The organism is Ruminococcus flavefaciens, assembly GCF_900143025.1.
In the GTDB taxonomy this organism is placed as follows: domain Bacteria; phylum Bacillota; class Clostridia; order Oscillospirales; family Ruminococcaceae; genus Ruminococcus; species Ruminococcus flavefaciens_I.
This window is the reverse complement of record NZ_FRCT01000001.1, coordinates 258,380-283,772: the sequence shown is the minus strand read 5'-3', so window position 1 is coordinate 283,772 and position 25,393 is coordinate 258,380. Positions and strand designations below refer to the sequence as shown.

Sequence of the window (25,393 nt, the reverse complement as noted above, 5' to 3'; positions counted from 1 at the left end):
AATGGCTTATAGATCAGGAGGAAATTATTATGGGAAAAATTATTGGTATCGACCTTGGTACAACTAACTCTTGCGTAGCCGTTATGGAAGGCGGCAACGCTGTAGTAATTCCTAACAGCGAGGGTGCAAGAACAACACCTTCTGTTGTTGCTTTCACAAACAACGGTGAGCGTCTCGTAGGCCAGGTGGCTAAGAGACAGGCTATCACAAACCACGACAGAACAGTATCTTCAATCAAGAGACACATGGGCTCTGATTACAAGGTAGCTATAGACGGCAAGAACTACACACCTCAGGAGATCTCAGCAATGATACTCCAGAAGCTCAAGGCTGACGCAGAAGCTTACCTCGGCGAGCCTGTAACAGAGGCTGTTATCACAGTTCCTGCTTACTTCACAGACTCACAGAGACAGGCTACAAAGGACGCAGGTCAGATCGCAGGTCTTACTGTTAAGCGTATCATCAACGAGCCTACAGCAGCTGCTCTTTCATACGGTATCGACAAGGAAGAGGAGCAGACCGTAATGGTTTACGACCTCGGCGGCGGTACATTCGATGTATCTATCATCGAAATGGGCGAAGATGTTCAGCAGGTACTTGCTACAGCAGGTAACAACCGTCTCGGCGGTGACGATTTCGACCAGCGTATCATCAACTGGATCGTTGACGAATTCAAGAAGACAGAGGGCATCGACCTTTCACAGGACAAGATGGCTGCACAGAGACTCAAGGACGCAGCAGAAAAGTCCAAGATCGAGCTTTCATCTACAACAACATCAAATATCAATATTCCATTCATCACTGTTGATGCTTCAGGCACACCTAAGCACCTTGACCTTACACTTACACAGGCTAAGTTCAACGAGCTCACAGCTGACCTGGTAGAAGCTACAATGGGACCTGTAAGACAGGCACTCAGCGACAGCGGACTCCAGATCTCAGAGATCAACAAGGTCCTCATGGTCGGCGGTTCTTCAAGAATCCCTGCTGTACAGGAAGCTGTTAAGAAGCTCATCGGCAAGGAGCCATTCAAGGGCATCAACCCTGACGAGTGTGTTGCACTCGGTGCAGCATATCAGGGCGGCGTTCTCGGCGGCGACGTTAAGAACGGTCTCCTTCTTCTTGATGTTACACCACTTTCACTCGGTATCGAGACAGCAGGCGGCGTATGCACAAGAATGATTGAAAGAAATACAACTATCCCTACAAAGAAGTCACAGGTGTTCTCAACATATGCAGACAATCAGCCTGCTGTTGATATCAACGTACTTCAGGGTGAGCGTGAGTTTGCTCGTGACAACAAGCAGCTCGGCACATTCCGTCTCGACGGTATCGCTCCTGCACCAAGAGGAATCCCACAGATCGAAGTAACATTCGATATCGACCAGAACGGTATCGTACACGTATCTGCTAAGGACCTCGGCACAGGCAAGGAGCAGAACATCACAATTACTTCTTCAACAAATATGTCAAAGGACGACATCGACAAGGCTGTCAAGGAAGCAGAGCAGTACGCTGCTGAGGACAAGAAGCGTCGTGAGGCTGTTGACAACAAGAACGAGGCTGAGAACCTTGTATTCCAGTGCGAAAAGGCTCTCACAGACTTCGGCGACAAGGTATCAGCTGACGAAAAGGCTAATATCGAGGCTAAGTGTACAGCTCTCAAGTCTGCTATCGAAGCAAACAACGATGCTGAGATAAAGACACTCAAGGAAGACCTCCAGAAGGCATTCTATGACCTTTCCGCAAAGGTTTACCAGCAGGCATCTCCTAACGGTGCAGCAGGCGCACAGGGCATTGATCCTTCACAGTTCGCTAACATGGGCGGCGCAGCAGGTGCAGGTGCTCAGCAGGGCGGAAACGATGACGGCGTGGTTGACGCTGACTTCACAGAGGTTTGATGAACTTAAAATAAAACACCATAAAAAGGGCGGAAAATCCTTCCGCCCTATAGGTATATTTATAGACGCGGCAAAAAAGGGAGCGGAGGCTCTCCGCCCGCACTAATGGTGTATCTATGGATATTAAAAGATCCGAATTCTTGTTTGTAGGGGCTGGCGTCCCCGACAGCCCGTATTTGGATTGATGATTATGTCCGAAGCGGGACGTCGAGGATGCCGTCCCCTACAAAATCTTTCCGCTGTTTAACGGAAGAATGGAGTTTTCTATGGCTGAAAAAAGAGATTATTATGAAGTCCTGGGAATCCAGAAGGGTGCTTCCGAGGACGAGATAAAAAAAGCCTTCCGTAAAAAGGCAAGAGAAAACCACCCCGACCTTCACCCTGACGATCCCTCCTATGTTGAGAAATTTCAGGAGATAAACGAGGCTAACGAGGTGCTTTCAGACCCCGAAAAGCGTGCACGCTATGACCAGTTCGGTCACGCAGGCGTTGACCCAAGCTACGGCGGCGGCGCAGGCGGTATGGACGGCTTCGGCGGTTTTGCTGATATGGACGATATCCTCGGCAGTATCTTCGGCGGATTCGGATTTGGCGGCGGTACAAAACGTTCTAACGTCAATGCTCCAAGACGCGGCTCGGATATACAGGAGGCTGTTTCCATAAACTTCATGGAAGCCTGCTCGGGCAAGAAGATAGACCTGAAGATCAACCGTATGTCTGTATGTGAAAACTGTAAGGGCACAGGTGCAGAGGCAGGCTCTACACCCGATATCTGTCCTGACTGTCAGGGCAGAGGCTCCGTAAAGACCACTCAGCGTACTCCTTTCGGTGCTATTTCATCAACAAAACCCTGTCCTCACTGCGGAGGCAAGGGCAAGATCATAAAAAATCCATGTTCAAAGTGCCGCGGCGTAGGCAGAGTAAGAGTACAGAAAACAGTTACTGTTGACGTACCCGCAGGTATCGACGACGGACAGACACTGCGCGTAAGCGGACAGGGCGACTGCGGTATCAACGGAGGTCCTAACGGTGATCTTCTCGTTGGTATCAACGTAAAATCACACCCTATCTTCAAGCGCGAGGGCTACGACATATACTGCGATATCCCTGTTACTTACACAGAGGCTGTTCTTGGCGCTGAAATTATCGTACCTACTATCGACGGCGATGTAAAATACAATATCAGCGAGGGAACTCAGACAGGTACTGTATTCCGCTTAAAGGGCAAGGGCGTTACAAGACTTCACCGCACAGAGCGCGGAAACCAGTACGTAAAGATATACGTTGAAGTACCAAAGAACCTTTCAAAGAAGCAGAAGGATCTGCTGAAGGAGTTCGAGGCTTCCCTTACAGAAAAGAACTATGCAAAGCGTCAGAGCTTCTTCGACAAGCTCCGCTCAAAGCTTGATTTTTGACAACCGATACAGACCTTTTGCAAACAGCGCAGCAGGTCTGTTTTTATACCGAAAGGAGGCTTATTTATGTATGAAGAGGATTTCATCATGCGGCAGATAAGGGAAATAACCGCAGTTATCGCAAAGGTGCTTTTTGGAAAAAAGGCTGACTCAATGACGCTCATGCTGCATCAGCGCGAAAGACAAAAGGTTGAGTTCCTTGCCGACAAGGTAAAAGACGGCGAAATTCAGGACGCTGTCGATGAACTAAACAGACTTGCCGACAACAACACTAAGGAAAACCTTATGATAGGTCTTGAGTTCTATAATCAGCTCTGCGATCTGGACGAGGACTACTTCATCGAAAATGGATACAGCCTCGTAAAGGCGCGTGAGGATTTTGAAAGCTTTGCTGAGAAATTCGGTCTGGAGCAGATGACAGAGCTTTATTTCGGAAAAGAAGAGAAAAAAGTCAGCAAATAAGTATAACACCTCCCTTTGCGGGCATAATAACCGCAAAGGGAGGTGTTTTTATGGTCGAACAGGATACGATAAAGCTTCTTAGGGAGTGCGATTCGGGCGTAAAAATGGGAATATCATCAATAAATGATGTTATAGACAACGTAAGCAGCAGCAAGCTTCGCAGCATACTTCAAAAGAGCTCCGACGAGCACGAAAGTATAAAAACTGACCTGCAAGAGCTGCTCAGCGAATACCATGACGAGGGCAAGGAGCCTGCGGCAATGGCAAAGGGAATGTCATGGATAAAGACCAATGTCATGCTGAAAATGAACGAATCTGACAGCACAGTTGCCGACCTTATGACAGACGGCTGCAATATGGGCGTAAAGTCCCTGAGCCGCTATCTCAATAAGTATGCAGCTGCCGATGAACGCTCAAAGGATATGGCAAAGAAGCTCATAAGCGCAGAAGATCAATTATGTGCTGATGTAAGACCCTATCTTTAAACGAAAAGGCTTCCGAAAAAATCGGAAGCCTTTAATTATTATCTTCTGAACATAGGCGGCATCGGAGGAGGTCCCCATTTATTATTACCCTCGCTCGGTCTGCACCAGAATATGATAAGCACGATACATATTGGAAATGCGATAAGATAGCCTAATCCGATCAGCGCACTGCCGGCTTCAATGTTGCCGCCCAAGCTTGTGACTAATCCTGCTATGGTTGAATAAAGCATAAGCAGCGTTGCCAGTATCGAACCTACTATCCACCAGCCTGATTTTCCTGCATCATGCAGTCTCCTTACTTCAATTGAGAAATTAGGCACGATCAGTGCAGCGTCAACAGCATAACTCAAAATATTTGAAGCAGTCCTACTCATAAATATACTCATAAAAACTACTCCCAGTCCCACAAGGAAGGTAAACAGGAAAGCATACCAGAATTCGCTTCGTGTCGAACGTCCCTTGAAATTGACATAGTTCTTGAAAAACAGGGTTATCGCTTCACCGAATTCAACATATTTCGGACTTTCGTCGGTAGTATTGAAATAGCCGAAGGGCGGCTGTCCGTACATATTAGGCTGTCCATAGGGATTGGGCTGACCATAGGGCTGACCGTTGTAACCGTTTGGCTGACCATAAGGATTAGCCTGACCATAGGGCTGACCGTTATAGCCATTTGGCTGTCCGTAAGGATTAGGCTGACCGTAAGGCTGACCATTATAGCCGTTGGGCTGTCCGTATGGATTAGGCTGACCATTATATCCACCCTGATAGCCATTATTTTGCTGAGGAGAATTCTGAGCCGTCGGCTGAGAAGCTCCCTCCTGACCCATAGGCGGCGGAACAGGAATAGAAGATATATCGTTCATTCCCATGTTATTCTCGATGCTTGCGCCGCAGTTCTCGCAGTATTTATCACCGGGCTTGTTTTCATAATTACAGTATTTACATCTCATAGCAATACCCCCCTTATTATGATGATATTATTCTATCAAAAAAACCCTTTTTTGTCAATAGACCTGCTATGGTATAAGAGCCTGCAAAAAGTCCACTCAGGGTATATCTTTTTCAATAATCAATGGTTTTTCGTTGAAAAAAGCCATTTTTTTGCCCCTTTACAGAAGGGGGTACAAATCAGAAACAAAAAAGCTCCCCAAAGGGAGCTTGTCATACTTATTCGATCGTAACAGAGACCTTCTGGTCCTTTTTAGCTGCGCCTGCACGCATAATTGTACGGAGTGCCTTTGCGATCCTGCCCTGCTTACCGATAACTCTGCCCATATCATCAGGAGCAACGTTAAGGTGAAAAACGATAACGCCCTCTTCATCGGGAGCATCTTCGGTAATATTGATAGCGGACTTGTCTTCTACGAGGCCTGCTGCGATAGCATAAAGTAAATCTTTCATAGTAAAAACCTCCGTTCAAGCTCTGGGACAGAGGCAGAGACCTTCAGCCTCTCCTCCTCCATTAAGCTTTTGATCAAAGAACTCCCTCTTTCTTGAGGATAGCCTTTACTGTATCAGTAGGCTGAGCACCATTAGCGATCCAGCTCTTAGCCTTCTCAGCGTCGATGTTAACAACTGATGGCTCCTTAGTAGGATCATAGAAACCGATCTCTTCGATGAAACGACCATCTCTTGGGTATCTTGAATCAGCAACTACTACACGATAGAAAGGAGCCTTCTTAGCACCCATTCTTCTGAGTCTGATCTTTACTGCCATTTGTATTCACCTCCGTAAAAAATAATGATATATTCAAGCGGCGGGAGACCGCATTGAAAGCTTTAGAAAGGCAGGTTTCCGCCGCCCTTGCCTGTGTACTTATCAAAGTTCATGCCTGCAAGGTTCTTTCTTGCCTTACGCAGTGACATCTTGCCGTTTTTACCTGTAAACTGCTTCATTATCGACTGCATCTGGTCAAACTGCTTGAGCAGTCTGTTTACGTCCTCTACCTTGGTACCCGAGCCCTTTGCGATACGCTTTTTGCGGGACGGGTTTATGATAGAAGGCTTAGCTCTTTCAGCCTTGGTCATTGAGGTTATCATAGCCTCTATCCTGCCAAGCTGACCTTCGTCGATATCGGCTTCCTTTATCTTATCGCCCACACCCGGAAGCATACCGAGTATAGACTTCATAGAGCCCATACGCTTGATAGACTTCATCTGATCTAAGAGATCGTCCATATCGAACTTGTTCTCCTTGAACTTCTTGGTGAGCTTTTCAGCGTCCTTCTGAGACATAACGTTCTCAGCCTTTTCAATAAGTGTGAGGACATCGCCCATACCGAGTATTCTTGAAGCCATACGCTCGGGGTGGAACTGCTCGAAATCGTCAAGCTTTTCGCCCATACCAACGAACTTGATCGGCTTACCTGTTACAGAGAGTACGGACAGAGCCGCACCGCCTCTGGTATCAGAGTCAAGCTTTGACATAAGAACGCCTGTGATACCAACAGCATCATCAAAAGCCTTGGCAACGTTTACAGCGTCCTGACCTGTCATAGCGTCAACTACCAGCATTATTTCGTCAGGCTGAGTTTCCTTCTTGATGTTTATGAGCTCGTCCATGAGAGCTTCATCTATATGAAGTCGACCTGCTGTATCAATGATAAGGATATCGTGACCGTAATCCTTAGCGTAAGCAAGTGCCTTCTTAGCAATAACAACGGGGTCTGTCTGACCCATTTCAAATACCTTGACATCAGCCTTTCCGCCAACTACCTGCAACTGATTTATAGCAGCAGGACGGTAGATATCGCAGGCTGCAAGAAGCGGACGGTGTCCTTCCTTCTTCAGGAGCTTAGCCAGCTTGGCGGCGTGGGTAGTTTTACCTGAACCCTGAAGTCCGCACATCATTATTACCGTAGGCGGCTTTGATGCCATATTTATGCGTGAATTGCTGTTTCCCATGAGGGATACCAGTTCTTCGTTAACTATCTTTATTACCTGCTGAGCAGGAGTAAGGCTTGACAGCACTTCTTCTCCCACAGCACGTTCTGTAACGCTTTTTACAAAGTCCTTAACGACCTTATAGCTGACATCGGCTTCGAGAAGTGCAAGGCGCACCTCACGCATAGCTTCCTTAACGTCAGACTCACTGAGCTTTCCTCTTGATTTGAGCTTTTTAAAGACGGTATTCAGTTTTTCTGAAAGTCCCTCGAATGCCATGTCGAGCCTCCTTCGTATATCGTATTTATAACATCTCCGTACCCTTGGCAGTTTCGGAGAGTATGGTATTTCTTATATTTTCATCTGTGATATGCTCTGCGGCAGCCTCGATACGTCCGAAACATTCCCGCATTTTTCCGAGCCTTTCGGCAAAACCGAGCTTTTCCTCATAGTTGAGGAGTATATCCTCGGTGCGCTTTATGATACTGCGGACAGCCTGCCTTGTGATATCACGGGGCTGACCTATCTCTGCAAGAGAAAGATCCTCGCAGTAATACAGCTCCATTATGCTGCGCTGATGCTCTGTGAGCAGATCGCCGTAGCAGTCAAGAAGCATTACGAATTTAAGTTCCTTAGCCATTTTTGTAGCACCTCTTCAGGGTGTAATGCAAAATCACTTTACACATTATACTACATATCACAAGCTTTGTCAAGGGGTAAAATGAAATTTTTATCCCTGTTCCTGCTGAGTAAGATCCGAATAGGTAATGCTCACAAGGTCAACGATACCCTGCTCGTCAAAAGAAACTGCGATATTATGACCGCGGACGATACCATGAGCGTCCTCGCCGAGATTTATACCATAGTGGTATATGTGGACGTAAGGCTTTTCCACCAGATCAACAGTATCGGGCTGACCGATAAGGTGCTCGACATCGGCTATAGTGGATACCATGGGGGTTATGCCGTAAATATCGCTGTCACTTGTCTTTATGGCGATGCTGTACATAACGCTGTCCTGCTCTCTGCCAGTATAGCAGTTTTCGAGAGAGACCGTACCCATTTCAACGCCTGAATAGTAAAGGGTAGCAAGACCGCTTCCTTCCTTCAGACCGTAGTCCTTTCTGTCGTAGTATCTGAACTCCCAGTTCTTGCCCAGATCGTCTATGAGCTGAGGCAGGTCAAAATGCTGACCCTTTATGTTTATCATACTTCTTACGGCATCAACATCAAATGTGCCCTCAGGAGCAGTATGAGGCTCCACCTTTGGTGCGACCTCAAAGGGTATGTCGTGCTTTTTATCGGGTTCAAGGCAGGCTGTCAGGGAAAACAGCATTGCCCCTGCAAGAAGCAGTAACGGTAATCTCTTCATATTATTTTCCTGCCCTTCCTATTTTTTCTCCCATTTTTACCATGGTCTCGATGCCCTCGGCGGAATTGCGCAGTATATCCTCATCTATGCTTATACTGTCCTTGCCGAAGAGCATAACTATTGTAGAGCCGCCGAATTCAAATCTTCCCTTTTCCTCGCCTCTGCGGAAGCTTGCTTCACCGTGGTTGTTGACGATGCGTCCCACCATCATAGCTCCCACCTCTATCTGCACCACATCGCCGAAATTCTCGGTATGGAGCACCGTATACTCACGGCTGTTGCGCTTGTAGATATTGTATCTTTCAAGGGCTATAGGATTTACTGTGTGAAGCTCTCCTGCTATAAATGTATTATGGGTCTTTGTACCGTTATCGATATAGCAGTAGCGGTGATAATCGTCCACTTCAAGTCGGAATATAAGACAGTATCCGCCGCAGAAACGCTTTGCGAGGAAGTCGTTGCACAAGAGGTCGCTTACTCTGTAGCGAGAGCCCTTGATGCGGAATATGCTGTTCTTTGATATCTTATGAGCCGTAAGCTTTGAATCGCAGGGGCTTATAAGGTGATCCGCCTCAAAGTCTATGGGACGCTTCCCCTGCTTTACACGCCTTGTAAAAAAGTCGTTGTACGAGCGGAAATCACACATTATATACTGTGAGGTATCAATGCCGCTCCTCTTTATAAAAGGCTTTATAAGAAGCTTTGAAGCCCTTGAATCCATGAATTTTCCTGCTGTCCTTGATATACACGGTGCAGTAAGAGTTTTCAGCAGAACTCGTCCGAGAGTATTTCCGTAAAGCTTTTTCAGCAGCTTGTTCTGATTTTCATTAGTGACGATGATATCGCCCTTTCGTGTTTTTATCATATTAGAGCTCCTTGCTTGGTCTTACAGACGGGCATTAGCCAGCATAAGCTTTATTCTGTTTTCCTGATTTACTCTTGTTGCACCCGGGTCATAGTCGATAGCAACTATATTGGCATTAGGATTGTCCTGCTTGATAGCTCTCGACATACCCTTTGCAACTATATGGTTCGGCAGACAGCCGAAAGGCTGAGTGCAGATGATGTTCTCAACGCCTGATTTGGCAAGTGCAGCCATTTCCGCAGGAATGAGCCAGCCCTCGCCCATGACAACGCCCTGATTTATATACTTGTCAGCAAGCTTTCTCAGGTGCTCGAAATCGTGGAGCGGCTCAAAGCTGCCCTGCTCCTTCATTATCTTTATGAGCTCCTTCTGCTTTGCGTAGATAAGGTCATAGCCTATTTTGTTGAATATAGAGCGCTTTGTGGGGTGGTCGTATATCTTTGCCTCGTTGAAGGTTCCTGCCGCGCAGTACATAACGAACTCCAGAAGCGACGGCACAACAGGCTCGCAGCCCTCTGATATGAGGAAATCCTCCAGGTGATTATTGGCAAGAGGCGAATACTTTACATATATCTCGCCAACTATGCCGACTCTTATCTTTTTCTCATCGCTGAGCTCGATAGAAGCGAAATCGTTGAGTATATCCCTGTATATCTTCTTTGTTTTCAGGAACATCCTGCTGCCCTTGCGGAAGATATTGCACAGTCTGCGGTGCCATTTGTCCAGCATCTTCTTTGACTCGCCCTTGTTTATCTCATAGGCTCTGCATTTATTGTAGCAGGTCATGAGAAGGTCGCCGTAAAGCACCGCATAAAGCATTTGCAGGAACATAGGCGCAGTTATCCTGAAGGCACTGTCCTTTTCAAGTCCGCTGAAATTAAGTGATACAACGGGTATCTGGGGATAGTTCTTTGCGACTGCCTTTCTCAGCAGGTGTATGTAGTTTGACGCACGGCAGCCGCCGCCTGTCTGCGTAATGAGCAGAGCAGTCTTGTCGGGGTCGTACTTGCCGCTTTTAATCGCGTCCATGAACTGTCCGATAACGAGAAGTGCAGGATAGCAGGCATCGTTATGGACGTTTTTCAGTCCCTCGTCTACTACCGCACGGGAGTCGTTTCTCAGCAGCTCCAATTTATAGCCCTTAGCCTCAAAGATAGCAATGAGCATCTTGAAGTGTATGGGCAGCATATCGGGAACGAGGATAGTATGGGTTTTTATCATATCCTCGGTAAATTTTGCATATTCAGGCATAATATCCTCCATGTTCAAACGTCTGTGCCTGCGGTCAAACAGGCTGTACCTCGGGCTTTTTGGCAGGCTTATGCTCTGCCTGCTCCATTGCGGCAACAAGACTTCTAAGTCTTATCCTTGCCGCACCGAGATTGTTTATCTCGTCTATTTTCAGCTGTGTATAGAGCTTTCCGCGGCTTTCGAGGATATGTCTTACCTCATCGCCTGTAACAGCATCAATGCCGCAGCCGAAGGATACCAGCTGTATGAGCTGCATATCGGGCTGTGTGGTAACGTACTTAGCCGCACGGTAAAGACGGGAATGATATGTCCACTGATTGAGTACGCCAAGCTTAGGTGTGCTCGCAAGACCTGCAACGCTGTCCTCTGTTATAACAGCCATACCGAGACTTGACACCAGCTTGTGTATGCCGTGGTTTATCTCCTTGTCGATATGGTAAGGTCTGCCTGCGATAACGATTATCTTGCGTCCCTCTGCTCTTGCCTGATCTATTATCTCCATAGCCTTGCGCATTACGGAGTTATGATACTTTTCAAGCGCTTCGTAAGCCTTGTCAACAGCATCGGGTATCCTGCCCTTTACGTTGTACTTTTTAAGCGCCTGTCCAAGCACCTTTATAACGTTCTTTCTGATGTTCAGGTCAAGATACGGGTGTACGAAATTGTTATTGTTCAGTCTCGGATTATTTGCCAGCAGAAGCTCGGGATAATATGCAACAACAGGACAGTTGAAGTGGTTGTCGCTTCCGCCCTCGTCAAGGTTGTAGCTCATGCAGGGATAGAATATGAAATCCACACCCTTGTCAAGAAGGTTTTCGATGTGTCCGTGAGTGAGCTTTGCAGGATAGCAGACCGTATCCGAAGGTATAGTGTGCTGACCGAGATAGTACATATCACGGGAGCTTTCATCGGATATCACAGTCCTGAAGCCCAGCGTAGTGAACAGCATATGCCAGAACGGGAGCTGCTCGTAGAAGCCGAGAGCAAGGGGAAGTCCCACTACACCGCGGTAACGCTTAGGCTGATGAGTTTTTACGGTATTGATTATACTGTCGTACTTGAACTCATAAAGATTAGGAACAGTGTTCCTGTTTGCCATGCCGCCGCCCTTTTCGCAGCGGTTGCCAGAAATAAAGCGTCTGCCTTTGCCGAAATTGATGATATTCAGCTGACAGTGAGCAGTACAGCCGCCGCAGTTAGCTGAACGAGACTCATATGAGAAGTTTTCAAGCTCCTCAGCAGAGATGAGCTTTGATGCTTCGCCGTTTGCACGCTCCTTTGCGTAAAGTGCGCAGCCGAAAGCGCCCATAAGTCCCGAAATAGCAGGACGGATAACGTTTCTGCCAAGCTCCTTTTCAAATGAACGGAGAACCGCGTCATTGAGGAAGGTACCGCCCTGTACGACTATGTTTTTGCCCAGGTCATCGGGTGAATTTGCACGGATTACCTTGTAAATGGCGTTCTTGATGATAGATGATGAAAGACCTGCCGAGATATCCTCAACGGTAGCACCGTCCTTCTGAGCCTGTTTTACGGAGCTGTTCATAAATACAGTACAGCGTGAACCCAGGTCAACGGGGTGCTCCGCGAAAAGTCCCAGCTGAGAGAACTCAGCGATATCATAGCCCAAAGCCATTGCAAAGGTCTGTATGAAAGAGCCGCAGCCCGAGGAACAAGCCTCGTTGAGCATGATGCTGTCGATGCTCTTGTTCTTTATCTTGAAGCACTTGATATCCTGTCCGCCGATATCAATGATGAAATCAACATCGGGGCAGAAATAAGCAGCAGCCTTGAAATGGGCAACTGTCTCAACTATACCGTGGTCAACGGCAAGACCTGCCTTGATAAGGTCCTCGCCGTAGCCAGTAACAGCCGAGCCCTTTATGGTTATTTCAGGGTTCATAGCCGCATAGATGCGCTTTAGCTGGTCGGCTATCTTGTCAAGGGGCTGTCCCTGATTTGAGGAGTAGTGATTGTAGAGCATACGTCCGTCATCGGTTATGAGAACAAGCTTTGTAGTGGTAGAGCCTGCGTCTATACCGAGATAAGCATCGCCCTTATATGTACGTATATCGGCGTATCCTAAGTCGAACTTCTTGTGGCGGTCGATGAACTCGTCATATTCCGCATGAGAGCGGAAAAGGGGCTCGCCCGTAACGATAGAGTCCGAAGCCTTTGCTGTGTATATCTTTTCGATTATATCGCCTATTTTAAAGGCTTCCTCGGCTTTTGCCGCATACAGAGCACAGCCGTAAGCCACGAATACAGGAGCCTCCTGCGGGAATACAGCGTGTTCGTCATCGAGTCCGAGAGTCTTTACGAAAGCCTTTTTAAGTCCTTTGAGGAAGAAGAGAGGACCGCCGAGGAAAAGCACCTTTCCCTCGATAGTACGTCCCTGAGCAAGTCCCGAAACGGTCTGGTCAACTACCGCCTGAAAGATACTTGCGGCAACGTCCTCGCGTCTTGCGCCCTGATTGAGCAGGGGCTGTATATCTGACTTGGCAAATACTCCGCAGCGTGAAGCTATTGGATATATTTTCTGAGCATGGAGAGAAAGCTCGTCAAGCTGGTCGGCTGTTATGCCGAGAAGTGTTGCCATCTGGTCTATAAATGCGCCTGTACCGCCTGCACAGGTGCCGTTCATGCGCTGCTCTACGCCGCCTGTAAGGAAGATTATCTTTGCGTCCTCGCCGCCAAGCTCGATAACTGCATCGGCATCGGGCTGCTTTTCCTTTACAGCAAGAAATGCAGCGTGTACTTCCTGAACGAAGGGTATATCCGCTGAATTGGCAAGTCCCAGACCTGCCGAGCCTGTGATGCAGACTGTGAACTCCTCATCGGGATAGTCTGCCTGTATTATTTTAAGCTGGTCGGTAACAGTTTCCTTGACCTTTGAAAGGTGGCGCTGATATTTTGAGTAGATTATGTTATTGTCAGCGTCCGTTATGACTGTTTTTACTGTGGTCGAGCCCACATCAATGCCAAGAGAATAATTATTTGCCATTGTACACCTCTGATAGAAGTTATTATATAGCATGACCCCCAAAGATCCTGCCGTCATCTTTTAATTATACCATATTTAATGTGTATTTGTAAAGTATATATTTTATATAAGAAAGCATTTGTTCTGTACCGCACGGAGGCACACACTTCAGCCCTAAAGTTCAGAGTTTAGAGTTGAGAGTTGAGAGTTAAAGTGTCTGCCTGCGCAGACGTATCAAAATATTGGGAACGCCGTCCCCTACAAACGGTCATTTGAAGTTGTTTTGTAAGACACGGACTGCCAAAGGCAGCCCCTACGAGCTCAGTTCTTAGTTCTATCAGCTAAGCTGTAAGCGAGTTTACGAGCGACAACGTGGAAGCGTTCGAGCTGGCTCAGCTCGCAAAAAAATGTTGACATAAAATACCGTAAGTGATATAATAAATTATATATGTATATTTGCGGCTGTATGCCGTATATCATATACAAAAGACTTTATTTATCGGAGATAATGAAATTGATAAAAACAGTTAACGGTTTAAAGATAAACTACGAGGAAAAGGGCGAGGGAGACCTTATCGTACTGCTTCACGGCTGGGGCAGCAATATCACCCTTTTTACCAATATGATAGAGCTTCTTTCAAAGAAGTACAAGGTCGTTGCTATGGATATGCCTGGTTTCGGTAAGAGCGACGAGCCAAAAGAAGTATGGGACGTAAGCTCATATGTTCAGTTCGTCATCGACTTCCTCAAGGACTACGACACCAAAGAAGTAATGCTCCTCGGACACAGCTTCGGCGGTCGAGTAATTATCAAGATGCACAGCCGTGATGACCTGCCCTTCAAGGTTACAAAGGTCATTCTTGTGGACAGCGCAGGCATCATGCCGCCAAAGTCCAATAAAAAGAGCTGGCGCACTCGCTATTACAAAATGGGCAAGGCTGTGCTCTCGCTGGGCATAGTGAAGAAGCTCTTCCCCGATGCGCTTGAAAACTTCCGCAAAAAAATGGGCAGTGCGGACTACGCCGCAGCTTCACCCATGATGCGTCAGGTAATGGTAAAGGTAGTAAACGAGGACTTAGAGCCCTATCTGCCGAATATCAAAGCTCCCACACTGCTCGTATGGGGCGTTAACGATACAGCTACCCCTCTCTCCGACGGTGAGAAAATGGAGAAGCTCATTCCCGATGCAGGTCTTGTAAAACTGGAAAATGCAGGACATTATTCCTTCCTCGAACAGCAGTTCACCTTTAACCGCGTGATGTGCTCGTTTATGAAGATAGAAGATTAATTTAATGCGGAATTAATGTGTCTGCTTCGCAGACGGATCTGAATTTTCAGATTTATCGCCGTAAAGCGATACCACAATTCCGAATTACGAATTCAAGGAGATATATATGAATTTGGTTTTATGGATAATATATGCAGTCATTTCCCTTGGAGCGACTGTGTTTTTAGGGCTGAGAGAGTTCCATATGCTTCAGCTCAACGGCTACAAGACTCCCGAGCATTCACGCTGGATGAAAAAGAACGCAAGGCGCTATATACTCCCTGCGGTGCTGTTTGTGGCGCAGTTCCTTCTCATTCCATTTCAGCATAAAAAAGGACTCGCAGCAGCTCTTATAATTGTGCTTTGCTTCTTCAATGCGATAATAGCACTTCTCAACAAACCCGGCAAGAAGTTCAAGAAGCCGCTGGTATACACGGCACGTATGAAGCGGATGATGATAACATTCAGCATACTGGTCGCAATATACTACGCTATCGCTGTCATTAAAGGCAAAACATACGCCGTTGTTGACGGAATTGATTTCTGCCGCACCGAAACACACTGGTTCGCATGGTATCTGCCGTATATTATGGTCGGCTCTGCTCTGTACCTCACGCCAATACTTGTTCCCCTTTCCAACCTTATCAACAAGCCCGTTGAAAAGGCTGTCCAGAACTGGTACATCAACGACGCAAAGCGCATACTCTCCGAGTGTCCCACACTTCATAAGGTAGGTATCACGGGAAGCTACGGCAAAACAAGCATGAAGTTCTACCTTGACGAGCTTCTCAATTCTCAATACAATACGCTGAAAACTCCCGAAAGCTTCAACACTCCTATGGGTGTTACAATAACTATCCGCCGCGACTTAAAGCCCACACATGAGTATTTCATCTGCGAAATGGGCGCAAGACGAGTTCACGAGATAAAGGAGCTCTGTGGCATTGCAGACCCACATGACGGTATCATTACTTCTGTTGGTCCTCAGCATTTGGAGACCTTCGGCTCTATCGACAATGTACTCAATACAAAGTTCGAGCTTGCCGACCACGTTAAGGCTAAGGGCGGCAAGATATACCTCAACAGCGATAACGAGCTTATCCGCAAAAAGGCTCCAGAGTATCCCAATGCGGTGCTTTACGGCTTACAGGAGGGCAACCACTACCGCGCAACTGATATATCCGTTTCCGACAGGGGCACGGAGTTCACGGTAACTGCTCCAAACGGCGAAACACAGCGTTTTTCAATGAAGCTTCTCGGTGAGCACAACGTTCAGAACGTTCTCGGTGCTATCGCTTACGCTCACGGAACAGGCATTTCCCTTGAAAAGCTTACTCTCCCCGTTAAGCGTATTGCCGCAGTTCCTCACAGATTGCAGCTCCTCGACAAGGGTGGAAATATGACCTTTATCGACGACGCTTACAACTCAAATCCAAGCGGCTGCCGCGCAGCTCTGAATGTCCTCGGTCTTTTCGATGCCTGCCGTATACTGGTAACTCCAGGTATGGTAGAGCTCGGTGCAAAGCAGGAGGAGCTCAACTTCGAGTTCGGTCAGGAGGCTGCAAAGGCTTGCGACCATATCGTACTTGTTGGCAAAAATCAGACAGTCCCTATATACAACGGTATCAAGGACGCAGGCTACGATATGGACAACGTTTTCGTTGCGGACGGTCTTAACGAGGCTCTCGACCACGTAAGAGCATATCAGACCGACAAGAAGAAAATAGTCCTTCTTGAAAACGACCTGCCCGATAACTATTAAGCAGCGTGACGCTACACCCTTCCACGTTGGCACTCGTAAACTCATTCACTTTCATTAAAAGTGATAATTGTACATCGCTTACAGCACATTAATTATTGTCTTTGTAGAGGCTGATGCCCACATCAGCCCGTAATATAATTACCTGTAAAAGACAAACTGTAGGGGACGCCGCCCTCGGCGTCCCGCGAAACACATTATATAACCAACGGGAGCCCGAGGGCGGGCTCCCCTACAAGCTAAGGGCTAATGGCTCGAATAAAGGAGTAATTACAATGAAGATCAATCTTGCAGTTCTTTTCGGCGGAAGAAGCGTTGAGCACGAGGTATCGGTTATCTCGGCTGTTCAGGCTATGGCAAGCCTTAATAAGGAAAAATACAACATAATCCCTGTTTATATGACCAAAAAGAGCGAATTCTGGACAGGTGAAAAGCTCATGGATATCAACAGCTTCAAGGATATCCCCGCACTTTTAAAGGAGTGTACCGAGTGCGTTTTCGTAAGAAGCGAGGGCAAGGTACAGCTTATCCGCCAGAAGATGAAGAAATTCGGCTCTAATGTCATTTCCGATATCGACGTTGCTTTCCCTATCGTTCACGGAACTAACGTTGAGGACGGCGCATTACAGGGCTATTTACAGACTCTCGACCTGCCATATGTAGGCTGTGATGTTTTAGCTTCTGCTATCGGTATGGATAAGTTCGTAATGAAGATACTCCTCAAGGACGCAGGTTTCCCTGTACTTGACTGCTGTCGTTTCTCCTCATACGAGATAAACGAAATGGACAGAATGGTGGAGGAAGTTGAAAAGAAGTTCGGCTACCCTGTTATCGTAAAGCCCATAAACCTCGGTTCAAGCGTTGGTATCTCAAAGGGCAAGGACAGAGACAGCCTTATCAAGTCTATCGAGGAAGCTTTCGAGTTCGCTGACCGTATCCTTATCGAACCATGCGTTGTTCAGCTCAAGGAGATAAACTGCGCAGTTGCAGGCGACAGCGAGTCCGCAGAGGCTTCCGTATGTGAAGAGCCTGTACAGGCAAGCGGCGACGATATACTCAGCTACGACCAGAAGTACGTTGGCGGCGGCAAGGGCGGCAGCAAGGGTATGGCTACCCTCAAAAGAAAGATACCTGCCGATATCACTGCCGAGCAGGACGAATTCATCAGAAAGACTGCTGTTGACGCTTTCCGCTATCTCGGTCTCAACGGCGTTACCCGTATCGACTTTATGATAGATATGGCTACAGAAAAAATATACATAAACGAAATAAATACTATCCCCGGCTCTCTCGCTTTCTATCTCTGGGAGCCAAAGGGAGTTAAGTACCCTGAGCTCCTCGAAAGACTTATCCAGCTCTCTCTCAAACGCTACAGACAGGGCGAGAAGATAAGCTATACCTTTGATACCAATATTCTCTCTATGGGTGGAAGCTTCGGCTCTAAGGGCAGCAAAAGATAATGCGTGATCACGATCCTAAAGACCCGTTAAGATACAGACGGACCCTTCACGGCACATTGATAGGCATTACCTTTTTTGTAGGTATCGGCGGTTTTATTGCGGCTATGATAATCGCTAAAATAGGATATAAATTCCTTGCGGCAAAGTTTTTCTGGGGCGGCATAATCGGTGCTATGATAACAGGTACTATAGCGTATATGATACCCCTGTTCAACTTCAAAAAGCATATTGCTTACCTTGAAAAAAGATGCACCGCAAAGGTAATAGGCAGATGTACTCAAAATAACGAAAGACCTACTTATCAGGTCAGCGATTATATTAAATTAATGCCTTATTACTCCAAGCCCGATGACGGTACTTCCGATAGTGCTGAACACGATGTGCTTTATTACGATCCCGAATATACCGTTGAATACGATGGGCAGATATATCACCTGTGTGAGCACCTATACTCCGTTTGCCCCATAGAAAAAGAAGGGATGCGTACTCTGTATATCGACCCAAGTTCGCCTGATGTCTTTTATGATGAACACAGGTATAGCATGGAGCTGAAAAGGGCTAAGGAAAACAGTCGTGACACTCTTAGTATTTTGTTTAAGTTTTATTTCTTTGTTTTACTGATATTTGCATTATACTTATTCCTGTAAAGGAGGCTTTCTTCTTCGATAAGGAGTGAAAAAGATGAAAAAATTCAGCTTACTTCCAAGAGCTGAAAAAATAACTGTAGCTGAACTGTATTCTCATAAAATAAAATCCAAGTCTTCAAAAGACCGATTGGTCACAGGCTGGGAAATTTTTGCTGTAATAACTATAGTCACTGCACTTTTTCTTCAGTCAGCAATCCTTATAGCAATGGGAATATCCGCGATAGTTTTATCTATGCAAAAAGGCGACGGAAAACTGGAACATAACGGCAAGGTGATAAAACACAACCTTTGGACAGCCCTTCCTTTTTTTCTTTCAGGTCTTGCGCTGATATTCGTTGGCATTATAGGCTTATTAATGGAGATCGGTATTTCGGATAAACTGTCAGGAAAGCTGTTTAAAATGGCTGCGATAATATTTCTCGCTCTGATAGTTCTTGCCTTTATCATAAGACTTCTCCACATTCTTGCTGCAACTGTTGCATTAAAGATAAGAAAAAAGAAATGCACTGTTCCCGTAATGGCAGAGTTTATCGGATATGCTGCAAACAGCTATGATATCTCCATGAACCGTGAGGCTCCTCCGGGTATCGACCCTTTATACAAGTATTACTTTGAGGGAGTAAACTATCGTTTCGCTGTATCTGAAAATTCTCCTATGCTTTCGGAGATAGGAAGCAATTTTGAGATAATGATCGACTCGGAAAAGCCCGATGTTTATTACATTGAAGAAATGTCCCATGATAATTATGAGATATTATGCGATTACTGCATATTGCTGGTAAAGGTCATTCTGATACCTGCGATAATCATACTTGGTATTATCGCTTTTAATAATTTTACAAGTCACTTTTAAACTTCTTTCATCAGGCTATTGTAAATGGCAGCATTTGGAGATGAAAAAACATGATAAATATGCTTCCTCTGGCGGAAAAAATACCTGAGAGCAGTGCGTGCAATTATAAAGTTGTGAAACAAGGGTTTAAACTTGATCTTCCTTTCTGGATATATATTCTTTATTTTGCAGGAATGCTCTTCGCTTATTCACGCTCCATCATGGCAGGACTTAGTATGTTCGGAGGCATCTTTATCATTATGCCCTTCGATGTGAAAACCACCTTAAAGGTTAACGGTCACAGCGGCGCAAATACTATGTGGAACCGTGTAACTTCCATTATTTTCGGTTCGACAATATTGATTTTTAACATTTCCTGTCTTTTTTCTGAAAAGACAGAAACCGAAACGGGTACAGAGTATACCGCCACCAAAACAAGCATGATGATATTAAAGGTCTATATAGCGGCTTTAATAGCTTTAATGATCGGCAGGCTCATCTACCTTATAGTGATCGCCTTTGCGATATTAGCCAGAAAAAAAGCCTGTACTGTTCCTGTAAACATCGAATACGAAAAAATCGCTGTCCCAAGTGGTTCCCGTGTCTTCCGATACTATTATGAAGGGAACTCATATCACTTCATTGACCACGATAATCAAGTTACATTAATCTATACTCCGAGTCAGAGAAAATATAGCTTAATTATCGACCAAGTATATGTCGACCCGAATTGTCCCGAATCCTATTACTCACGTCAGATATTCGGACATAATTACAAATTGATAAAGAGCTACTTTAAAAAAATATTCTTTTTACTGTTATTTACATCAATTTTATGGTTACCATATGTTATCAAGGTTTATATTGACCATTTATATAATTGATACTGTTATTTTCAGTTCATCAAATATCAAAATCAAGGAGGGTTTAAAATGACCGAAAAAGAAAAACAGCAGGCAGGAGAGCTTTACTTCGCAGGCGATAAGGAGCTCCACGATGAGCGTATCAAGGCGAAAAAACTCTGTAATGAGTATAACTCTATCGAGTATAACGACTATCAGAAGAGAACTCGCCTTCTTGACAGACTTGTGTCTTTTCACGGCGAATATACCGTAATAGAGCCCGTTTTCTTCTGCGATTACGGCTATAATATAATCATGGGCGATAATTTCTACTCAAACCACAACCTCGTTATCCTGGACTGTGCAGAGGTCACCTTCGGCGATAATGTGTTCATAGGTCCTAACTGCGGCTTCTATACCGCAGAGCACCCTATTGACGCTGACCTGAGAAATCAGGGATTTGAGTCCGCAAAGCCTATCAAGGTTGGCAGCAATGTCTGGATAGGCGGCGGTGTAACTGTTGTCGGCGGAGTCACTATAGGCGATAATACGGTCATCGGCGCAGGCAGCGTCGTTATAGATGATATCCCTTCAAACTGCGTTGCGGCAGGTAATCCCTGCAAGCCTATCAGACCTATCGAGTCAAGACCCACAGCAGAGCCTCAGGGCGATGGAACTGCTTCATTCCGTACTCCGAAAGCTCCCGAAAAGCCCGAACCTCCAAAACACAGACATATAGAAGTTACAATGATAAACAGTACTGACGACAAATAATAACGAAAGGACGACTGAACCATGAACACCCTGCACTTCAAATACGCCGTTGAGATTGAGAAAACCCGCTCTATCACTCAGGCAGCTGAAAACCTCTACATGGCTCAGCCTAATCTGAGCAAAGCTATAAAGGAACTGGAAAATACCCTGGGTATCACTATTTTCCGCCGTACCTCAAAGGGCGTTATCCCTACGGATCAGGGACTGAAATTCCTCGATTACGCAAAGCAGATACTTATACAGATAGACAATATGGAGGCTATACACTCCCCTGACAAGCCCAAAAACAGCCGTCTGCGCATATCCGTGCCGAGAACGGGCTACATCTCAAAGGCTTTTTCGGAGTATATCGCCTCGCTGAATGCTCCCGAGGATATGGAATTGTTCTTCTGTGAGACTAATTCCCTCAGAACTATCGAGAATGTCCGTGAAAATGGCTATGATTTCGGCGTTATCCGCTTCAATACCGCTCATGAGAAGTACTTCACCGACTTCCTTGCAGAAAAGAATCTGGACAGCAAGCTCCTCTGGGAGTTTGAAATGCTGGCGGTAATGTCCGCCGAGCACCCTGCCGCAGGAGCTGACAGCATAACTTACGCAGACCTGTCCTGCAACTATATAGAGCTTGGACAGGGCGATGACGCAGTTCCCTATGTTTCGGGAGCTGTTGAGAAGCTCTACGCCTCTAACCGTCCTGCTGACGTGCCTGTGAGAAAGGTATGTATGTATGACCGCGGAAGTATTCTGGACTTCCTGCTGACTGTGCCTCAGGCGTTTATGCTTGACTCGCCTATGCCTGCAAGTCTCTGCGGCAAATATGGTCTCGTTCAGAGAAAATGCGCATTCCCCGACAACAGCTTCAAGGATATGCTCATATACACCTCGGGTCATAAGCTCTCAGACAACGAGCTGAAGCTGGTGAACCGCCTGTATGAGGTAAGAAACGAAAGTGCCTTTGCTGAATACAAGTAAGATATATCTTTTTCACTATGGTATTATTCTTTTTAAGAATGTAGATCAACTGTATAAATAATAATATACATGGGCGGCTTTATGCCGCCTTTTCTCTTTTTTCCATACATTTCTTGCCTTTACACGGCTTTGTCAAGCATTTGTCAAGGTTTGTTTCGCTAAAAAGATATCGATATCGGAATACCGATATTCTGCTGTTATATTTGTGCAACATTTGTTTTTGTGATATAATATTGAATATATCGCAGTACCTGTATCTGAGGAGATCAATGGGGATATCACAGAAATGATCCCGTACTGCAAATCTATCGCAAGGAAGGTATGGACTAATGTTTGAAATTCTTGAAAAAAGAACTCTCAATCCCACCGTTACTCTTATGAGAATCAACGCTCCCAAGGTAGCAAGAAAGGCTGAACCCGGTCAGTTCATCATTCTCAGAACTGATGCTGACGGAGAGCGTATACCGCTTACTATTGCGGATTTCGACCGTGAAAAGGGCTCTGTTACTATTATATTCCAGATAGTAGGAGCTACAACAGAAAAGCTCAATCATCTTAACGAGGGCGACTGCCTTCAGGACTTCGTTGGTCCTCTCGGCAGAGCTACAGAGACAGAGGGCTTAAAAAAAGTAGCCGTTGTCGGCGGCGGCGTTGGCTGTGCTATCGCTTACCCTGTTGCAAAGAAGCTCCACGAGTTGGGCGTTGAGGTACACTCTATAGTCGGCTTCAGAAACAAAGACCTTGTTATACTTGAAGATGAATTCAAGGCTTCAAGCTCTAAGTTCGTGCTTATGAGCGATGACGGCACAGCAGGCGAAAAGGGTCTCGTTACAGATGCTCTCAAGAAGCTCATCGAAAGCGGCGAGAAGTATGACAGAGTCATCACTATCGGTCCTCTCATTATGATGAAGTTCGTCTGTCGTCTTACAAAAGAATATGAGATACCTACTGTTGCTTCCATGAACCCTATTATGATTGACGGTACAGGTATGTGCGGCGGCTGTCGTCTTACTGTCGGCGGTCAGACTAAGTTTGCCTGCGTTGACGGTCCTGAGTTCGACGGTCACCTTATCGACTTCGACGAGGCTATGGCAAGAGGTGCTATGTACAAGCCTTTCGAGCGTCATGCCTACGAAGAAGCCTGCAATCTGTTCAAGGAGGTAAAGTAAAATGCCTAATATGTCACTTACAAGAAACGAGATGCCTGTACAGGCTCCCGATGTGAGAAATAAGAATTTCAGCGAGGTAGCTCTCGGCTATACCGAGGAACAGGCTATCGACGAGGCTAAAAGATGCCTTAACTGCAAGAACAAGCCATGTTCTACAGGATGTCCTGTACAGATAGATATCCCTGCTTTTATCGCTCAGGTGGCTGAGGGTAATTTCGCAGAGGCTTACAAGATAATCACAAAGTCAAGCTCACTCCCTGCTGTATGCGGCAGAGTATGTCCTCAGGAGACACAGTGCGAGAGCAAGTGCGTAAGAGGCATCAAGGGCGAGCCTGTTGCTATCGGTCGTCTGGAGCGTTTCGTTGCAGACTGGCACAACGCTCAGCCTGAGACAGCTCCCGAGATACCTGCTAAGAACGGTCACAAGGCTGCTGTTATCGGTTCGGGTCCTTCAGGTCTTGCCTGCGCAGGCGACCTTGCTAAGAAGGGCTATGACGTTACTATATTTGAGGCTCTCCACGTTGCAGGAGGAGTTCTCTCCTACGGTATCCCTGAGTTCAGACTCCCTAAGTCTATCGTTCAGAAGGAAATAGGCGGTCTCAAGGCTCTCGGCGTAAAGGTAGAGACAAATACTGTTGTCGGCAAGACTATCTCTGTTGACGAGCTTATGAAGGAGGAAGGCTTCGAGAGCGTATTCATCGGCTCAGGTGCAGGTCTCCCGAGATTTATGAATATCCCAGGTGAGAACCTTAACGGCGTATATTCCGCTAACGAGTTCCTCACACGTATCAACCTTATGAAGGCTTACAAGGAAGGCAGTGCTACTCCTATAAAAGCAGGCAGCAAGGCTGTTATCGTTGGCGGCGGAAACGTTGCTATGGACGCTGCTCGCTGCGCTAAGAGACTGGGTGCAGAGGTATACATCGTTTACAGACGTACAGAGGCTGAACTCCCTGCAAGAGCTGAAGAAGTTGAACACGCTAAGGAAGAGGGCATTATATTCAAGTTCCTCACAAATCCTGTTGAGATACAGGCTACAGACGACGGCTGGGTAAAGAGCGTTCACTGCCAGCAGATGGAGCTCTCAGAGCCTGATGCTTCGGGCAGAGCTAAGCCTGTTCCGATCGAGGGCGCTTTCATCGACATTGAGGCTGACTGCGTTATCATGTCTATCGGTACTTCTCCAAATCCGCTCATCAAGTCCACTACAGAGGGTCTTGATACTCAGAAATGGGGCGGCATCATCGCTGATGACAACGGTCTTACTTCAAAGGAAGGCGTTTACGCAGGCGGCGACGCTGTAACAGGTGCTGCAACTGTTATCCTCGCTATGGGCGCAGGCAAAAAGGCTGCCGCAGCTATGGACGAATATATGCAGAACAAATAAGCCCTCTGACGGAGGTATAACATGGAAAAAAATATTACCTCACAGACGCTTTCACGGCTCCCGATATACTTCAATTACCTTGTATCACTTCCTGAGGAGAGAAAAAAGGGAAATATATCCGCTACGGCTATCGCAGAGGCTCTCGGACTAAACGATGTACAGGTAAGAAAAGACCTTGCCTCCGTGAGCAGCGGCGGTCGCCCGAAGGTGGGATATATGACCTCCGAGCTCATCGGCGATATCGGCAAATTTCTCGGCTTCGAGAACCACGATAAGGTGGTAGTGGCAGGTATGGGCAATTTCGGAAGAGCCATGCTGGAATATAACGGCTTCGAGGCTTACGGCTTTGATATAATCTGCGGCTTCGACTGCAATAAAGAGCGCGTCGGCAAAAAAATAGGCGGAAAACCTGTCCGCCATATCGACGAGCTTGAGGCTTTCTGCCTTGAAAACGATATACGTATAGGTATCATAACCGTGCCCGAATCTGCGGCACAGGAGGTCTGTGACCGTATGGCAGGGGCTGGGATAAAATTTATCCTTAACTTCGCTGCTGTCCATATTAACGCTCCAAAAGGCGTTGCGGTACATAATGAGAATATTTCCCTCACTCTTGCTATGCTCGCAAGGTGCAGCGGATAAGAAAAGGGACTGCCTAATGGAA

General features: G+C 46.4%; 24 protein-coding genes. 15 read left to right on the top strand and 9 right to left on the bottom strand.

Going from position 1 to position 25,393, the window contains the following annotated elements; genetic code table 11:
• Window positions 1-29 precede the first annotated feature (29 nt).
• The 4 genes from dnaK (at window position 30) to BUB28_RS01295 (ending at window position 4,263) form a co-directional block, all read left to right on the top strand.
• The gene (gene dnaK, locus BUB28_RS01310; RefSeq protein ID WP_072947944.1) at window positions 30-1,901 is read left to right on the top strand and encodes a molecular chaperone DnaK; all 1,872 of its coding nucleotides are present in this window, start codon (window positions 30-32) and stop codon (window positions 1,899-1,901) included.
• 266 nt (window positions 1,902-2,167) lie between these two features.
• The gene (dnaJ, locus tag BUB28_RS01305; RefSeq protein WP_072947942.1) at window positions 2,168-3,316 is read left to right on the top strand and encodes a molecular chaperone DnaJ; all 1,149 of its coding nucleotides are present in this window, start codon (window positions 2,168-2,170) and stop codon (window positions 3,314-3,316) included.
• A gap of 66 nt (window positions 3,317-3,382) precedes the next feature.
• Entirely contained in the window at window positions 3,383-3,778 is a 396-nt protein-coding gene (locus BUB28_RS01300; protein ID WP_072947941.1) for a DUF6483 family protein, read from the top strand.
• Window positions 3,779-3,828: 50 nt separating this feature from the next.
• Window positions 3,829-4,263 carry a hypothetical protein gene (locus BUB28_RS01295; RefSeq protein ID WP_072947939.1) on the top strand — a complete coding sequence of 145 codons (435 nt, stop codon included), beginning with the start codon at window positions 3,829-3,831 and terminating at the stop codon, window positions 4,261-4,263.
• A gap of 38 nt (window positions 4,264-4,301) precedes the next feature.
• Here BUB28_RS01295 and BUB28_RS17485 read toward each other — a convergent pair whose 3' ends face one another.
• The 9 genes from BUB28_RS17485 to BUB28_RS01250 form a co-directional block, all read right to left on the bottom strand.
• On the bottom strand, window positions 4,302-5,216 hold the full coding sequence (locus tag BUB28_RS17485) for a DUF805 domain-containing protein (RefSeq protein ID WP_072947938.1): 915 nt from the start codon (window positions 5,214-5,216) through the stop codon (window positions 4,302-4,304).
• A gap of 217 nt (window positions 5,217-5,433) precedes the next feature.
• Window positions 5,434-5,667 carry a KH domain-containing protein gene (locus tag BUB28_RS01285; protein ID WP_024861192.1) on the bottom strand — a complete coding sequence of 78 codons (234 nt, stop codon included), beginning with the start codon at window positions 5,665-5,667 and terminating at the stop codon, window positions 5,434-5,436.
• A gap of 73 nt (window positions 5,668-5,740) precedes the next feature.
• Window positions 5,741-5,983: a 30S ribosomal protein S16 gene (gene rpsP / locus BUB28_RS01280; RefSeq protein WP_072947936.1), complete on the bottom strand. Its 243-nt coding sequence runs from the start codon at window positions 5,981-5,983 to the stop codon at window positions 5,741-5,743.
• Between the two features lie 62 nt (window positions 5,984-6,045).
• Window positions 6,046-7,428, bottom strand: a complete 1,383-nt coding sequence (gene ffh, locus BUB28_RS01275; protein ID WP_072947935.1) for a signal recognition particle protein — start codon at window positions 7,426-7,428, stop codon at window positions 6,046-6,048.
• Window positions 7,429-7,453: 25 nt separating this feature from the next.
• Window positions 7,454-7,789 (bottom strand): YlxM family DNA-binding protein, encoded by a 336-nt coding sequence (gene ylxM / locus BUB28_RS01270; RefSeq protein ID WP_072947933.1) that lies wholly within the window; start codon window positions 7,787-7,789, stop codon window positions 7,454-7,456.
• Between the two features lie 90 nt (window positions 7,790-7,879).
• Window positions 7,880-8,521 (bottom strand): hypothetical protein, encoded by a 642-nt coding sequence (locus BUB28_RS01265; RefSeq protein WP_072947932.1) that lies wholly within the window; start codon window positions 8,519-8,521, stop codon window positions 7,880-7,882.
• Between the two features lies 1 nt (window position 8,522).
• Window positions 8,523-9,386: a phosphatidylserine decarboxylase gene (locus BUB28_RS01260; protein WP_072947930.1), complete on the bottom strand. Its 864-nt coding sequence runs from the start codon at window positions 9,384-9,386 to the stop codon at window positions 8,523-8,525.
• Between the two features lie 21 nt (window positions 9,387-9,407).
• Window positions 9,408-10,637: a 2-hydroxyacyl-CoA dehydratase gene (locus BUB28_RS01255; RefSeq protein ID WP_072947929.1), complete on the bottom strand. Its 1,230-nt coding sequence runs from the start codon at window positions 10,635-10,637 to the stop codon at window positions 9,408-9,410.
• A gap of 34 nt (window positions 10,638-10,671) precedes the next feature.
• Window positions 10,672-13,641: an acyl-CoA dehydratase activase gene (locus BUB28_RS01250; protein ID WP_072947927.1), complete on the bottom strand. Its 2,970-nt coding sequence runs from the start codon at window positions 13,639-13,641 to the stop codon at window positions 10,672-10,674.
• Between the two features lie 493 nt (window positions 13,642-14,134).
• Between BUB28_RS01250 and BUB28_RS01245 the strand changes: the two genes are divergently transcribed.
• The 11 genes from BUB28_RS01245 to BUB28_RS01195 all read left to right on the top strand — a co-directional run bounded on the left by BUB28_RS01245 (window position 14,135) and on the right by BUB28_RS01195 (window position 25,371).
• Window positions 14,135-14,908, top strand: a complete 774-nt coding sequence (locus BUB28_RS01245; RefSeq protein WP_139277487.1) for an alpha/beta fold hydrolase — start codon at window positions 14,135-14,137, stop codon at window positions 14,906-14,908.
• A 106-nt stretch (window positions 14,909-15,014) separates the two neighbouring features.
• Window positions 15,015-16,649: a Mur ligase family protein gene (locus tag BUB28_RS01240; RefSeq protein ID WP_072947924.1), complete on the top strand. Its 1,635-nt coding sequence runs from the start codon at window positions 15,015-15,017 to the stop codon at window positions 16,647-16,649.
• 272 nt (window positions 16,650-16,921) lie between these two features.
• Window positions 16,922-18,106, top strand: coding sequence for a D-alanine--D-alanine ligase family protein (locus BUB28_RS01235; protein ID WP_072947922.1), 1,185 nt, complete (start codon window positions 16,922-16,924; stop codon window positions 18,104-18,106).
• Window positions 18,106-18,753, top strand: coding sequence for a hypothetical protein (locus tag BUB28_RS01230; RefSeq protein ID WP_072947920.1), 648 nt, complete (start codon window positions 18,106-18,108; stop codon window positions 18,751-18,753). Before BUB28_RS01235 ends, BUB28_RS01230 begins: the two co-directional genes overlap by 1 nt.
• A 34-nt stretch (window positions 18,754-18,787) precedes the next feature.
• On the top strand, window positions 18,788-19,606 hold the full coding sequence (locus tag BUB28_RS01225; RefSeq protein WP_072947919.1) for a hypothetical protein: 819 nt from the start codon (window positions 18,788-18,790) through the stop codon (window positions 19,604-19,606).
• Between the two features lie 50 nt (window positions 19,607-19,656).
• Window positions 19,657-20,469 (top strand): hypothetical protein, encoded by an 813-nt coding sequence (locus tag BUB28_RS01220; RefSeq protein WP_072947917.1) that lies wholly within the window; start codon window positions 19,657-19,659, stop codon window positions 20,467-20,469.
• 48 nt (window positions 20,470-20,517) lie between these two features.
• Entirely contained in the window at window positions 20,518-21,201 is a 684-nt protein-coding gene (locus BUB28_RS01215) for a sugar O-acetyltransferase (protein ID WP_072947915.1), read from the top strand.
• 21 nt (window positions 21,202-21,222) lie between these two features.
• Window positions 21,223-22,173: a LysR family transcriptional regulator gene (locus BUB28_RS01210; protein ID WP_072947913.1), complete on the top strand. Its 951-nt coding sequence runs from the start codon at window positions 21,223-21,225 to the stop codon at window positions 22,171-22,173.
• A 329-nt stretch (window positions 22,174-22,502) separates the two neighbouring features.
• Complete coding sequence (locus BUB28_RS01205; protein WP_072947912.1) at window positions 22,503-23,342, top strand: sulfide/dihydroorotate dehydrogenase-like FAD/NAD-binding protein; 840 nt, start codon at window positions 22,503-22,505, stop codon at window positions 23,340-23,342.
• A 1-nt stretch (window position 23,343) separates the two neighbouring features.
• Complete coding sequence (gene gltA / locus BUB28_RS01200; RefSeq protein WP_072947910.1) at window positions 23,344-24,729, top strand: NADPH-dependent glutamate synthase; 1,386 nt, start codon at window positions 23,344-23,346, stop codon at window positions 24,727-24,729.
• A 21-nt stretch (window positions 24,730-24,750) separates the two neighbouring features.
• The gene (locus BUB28_RS01195; RefSeq protein ID WP_072947908.1) at window positions 24,751-25,371 is read left to right on the top strand and encodes a redox-sensing transcriptional repressor Rex; all 621 of its coding nucleotides are present in this window, start codon (window positions 24,751-24,753) and stop codon (window positions 25,369-25,371) included.
• Window positions 25,372-25,393: the final 22 nt, after the last annotated feature.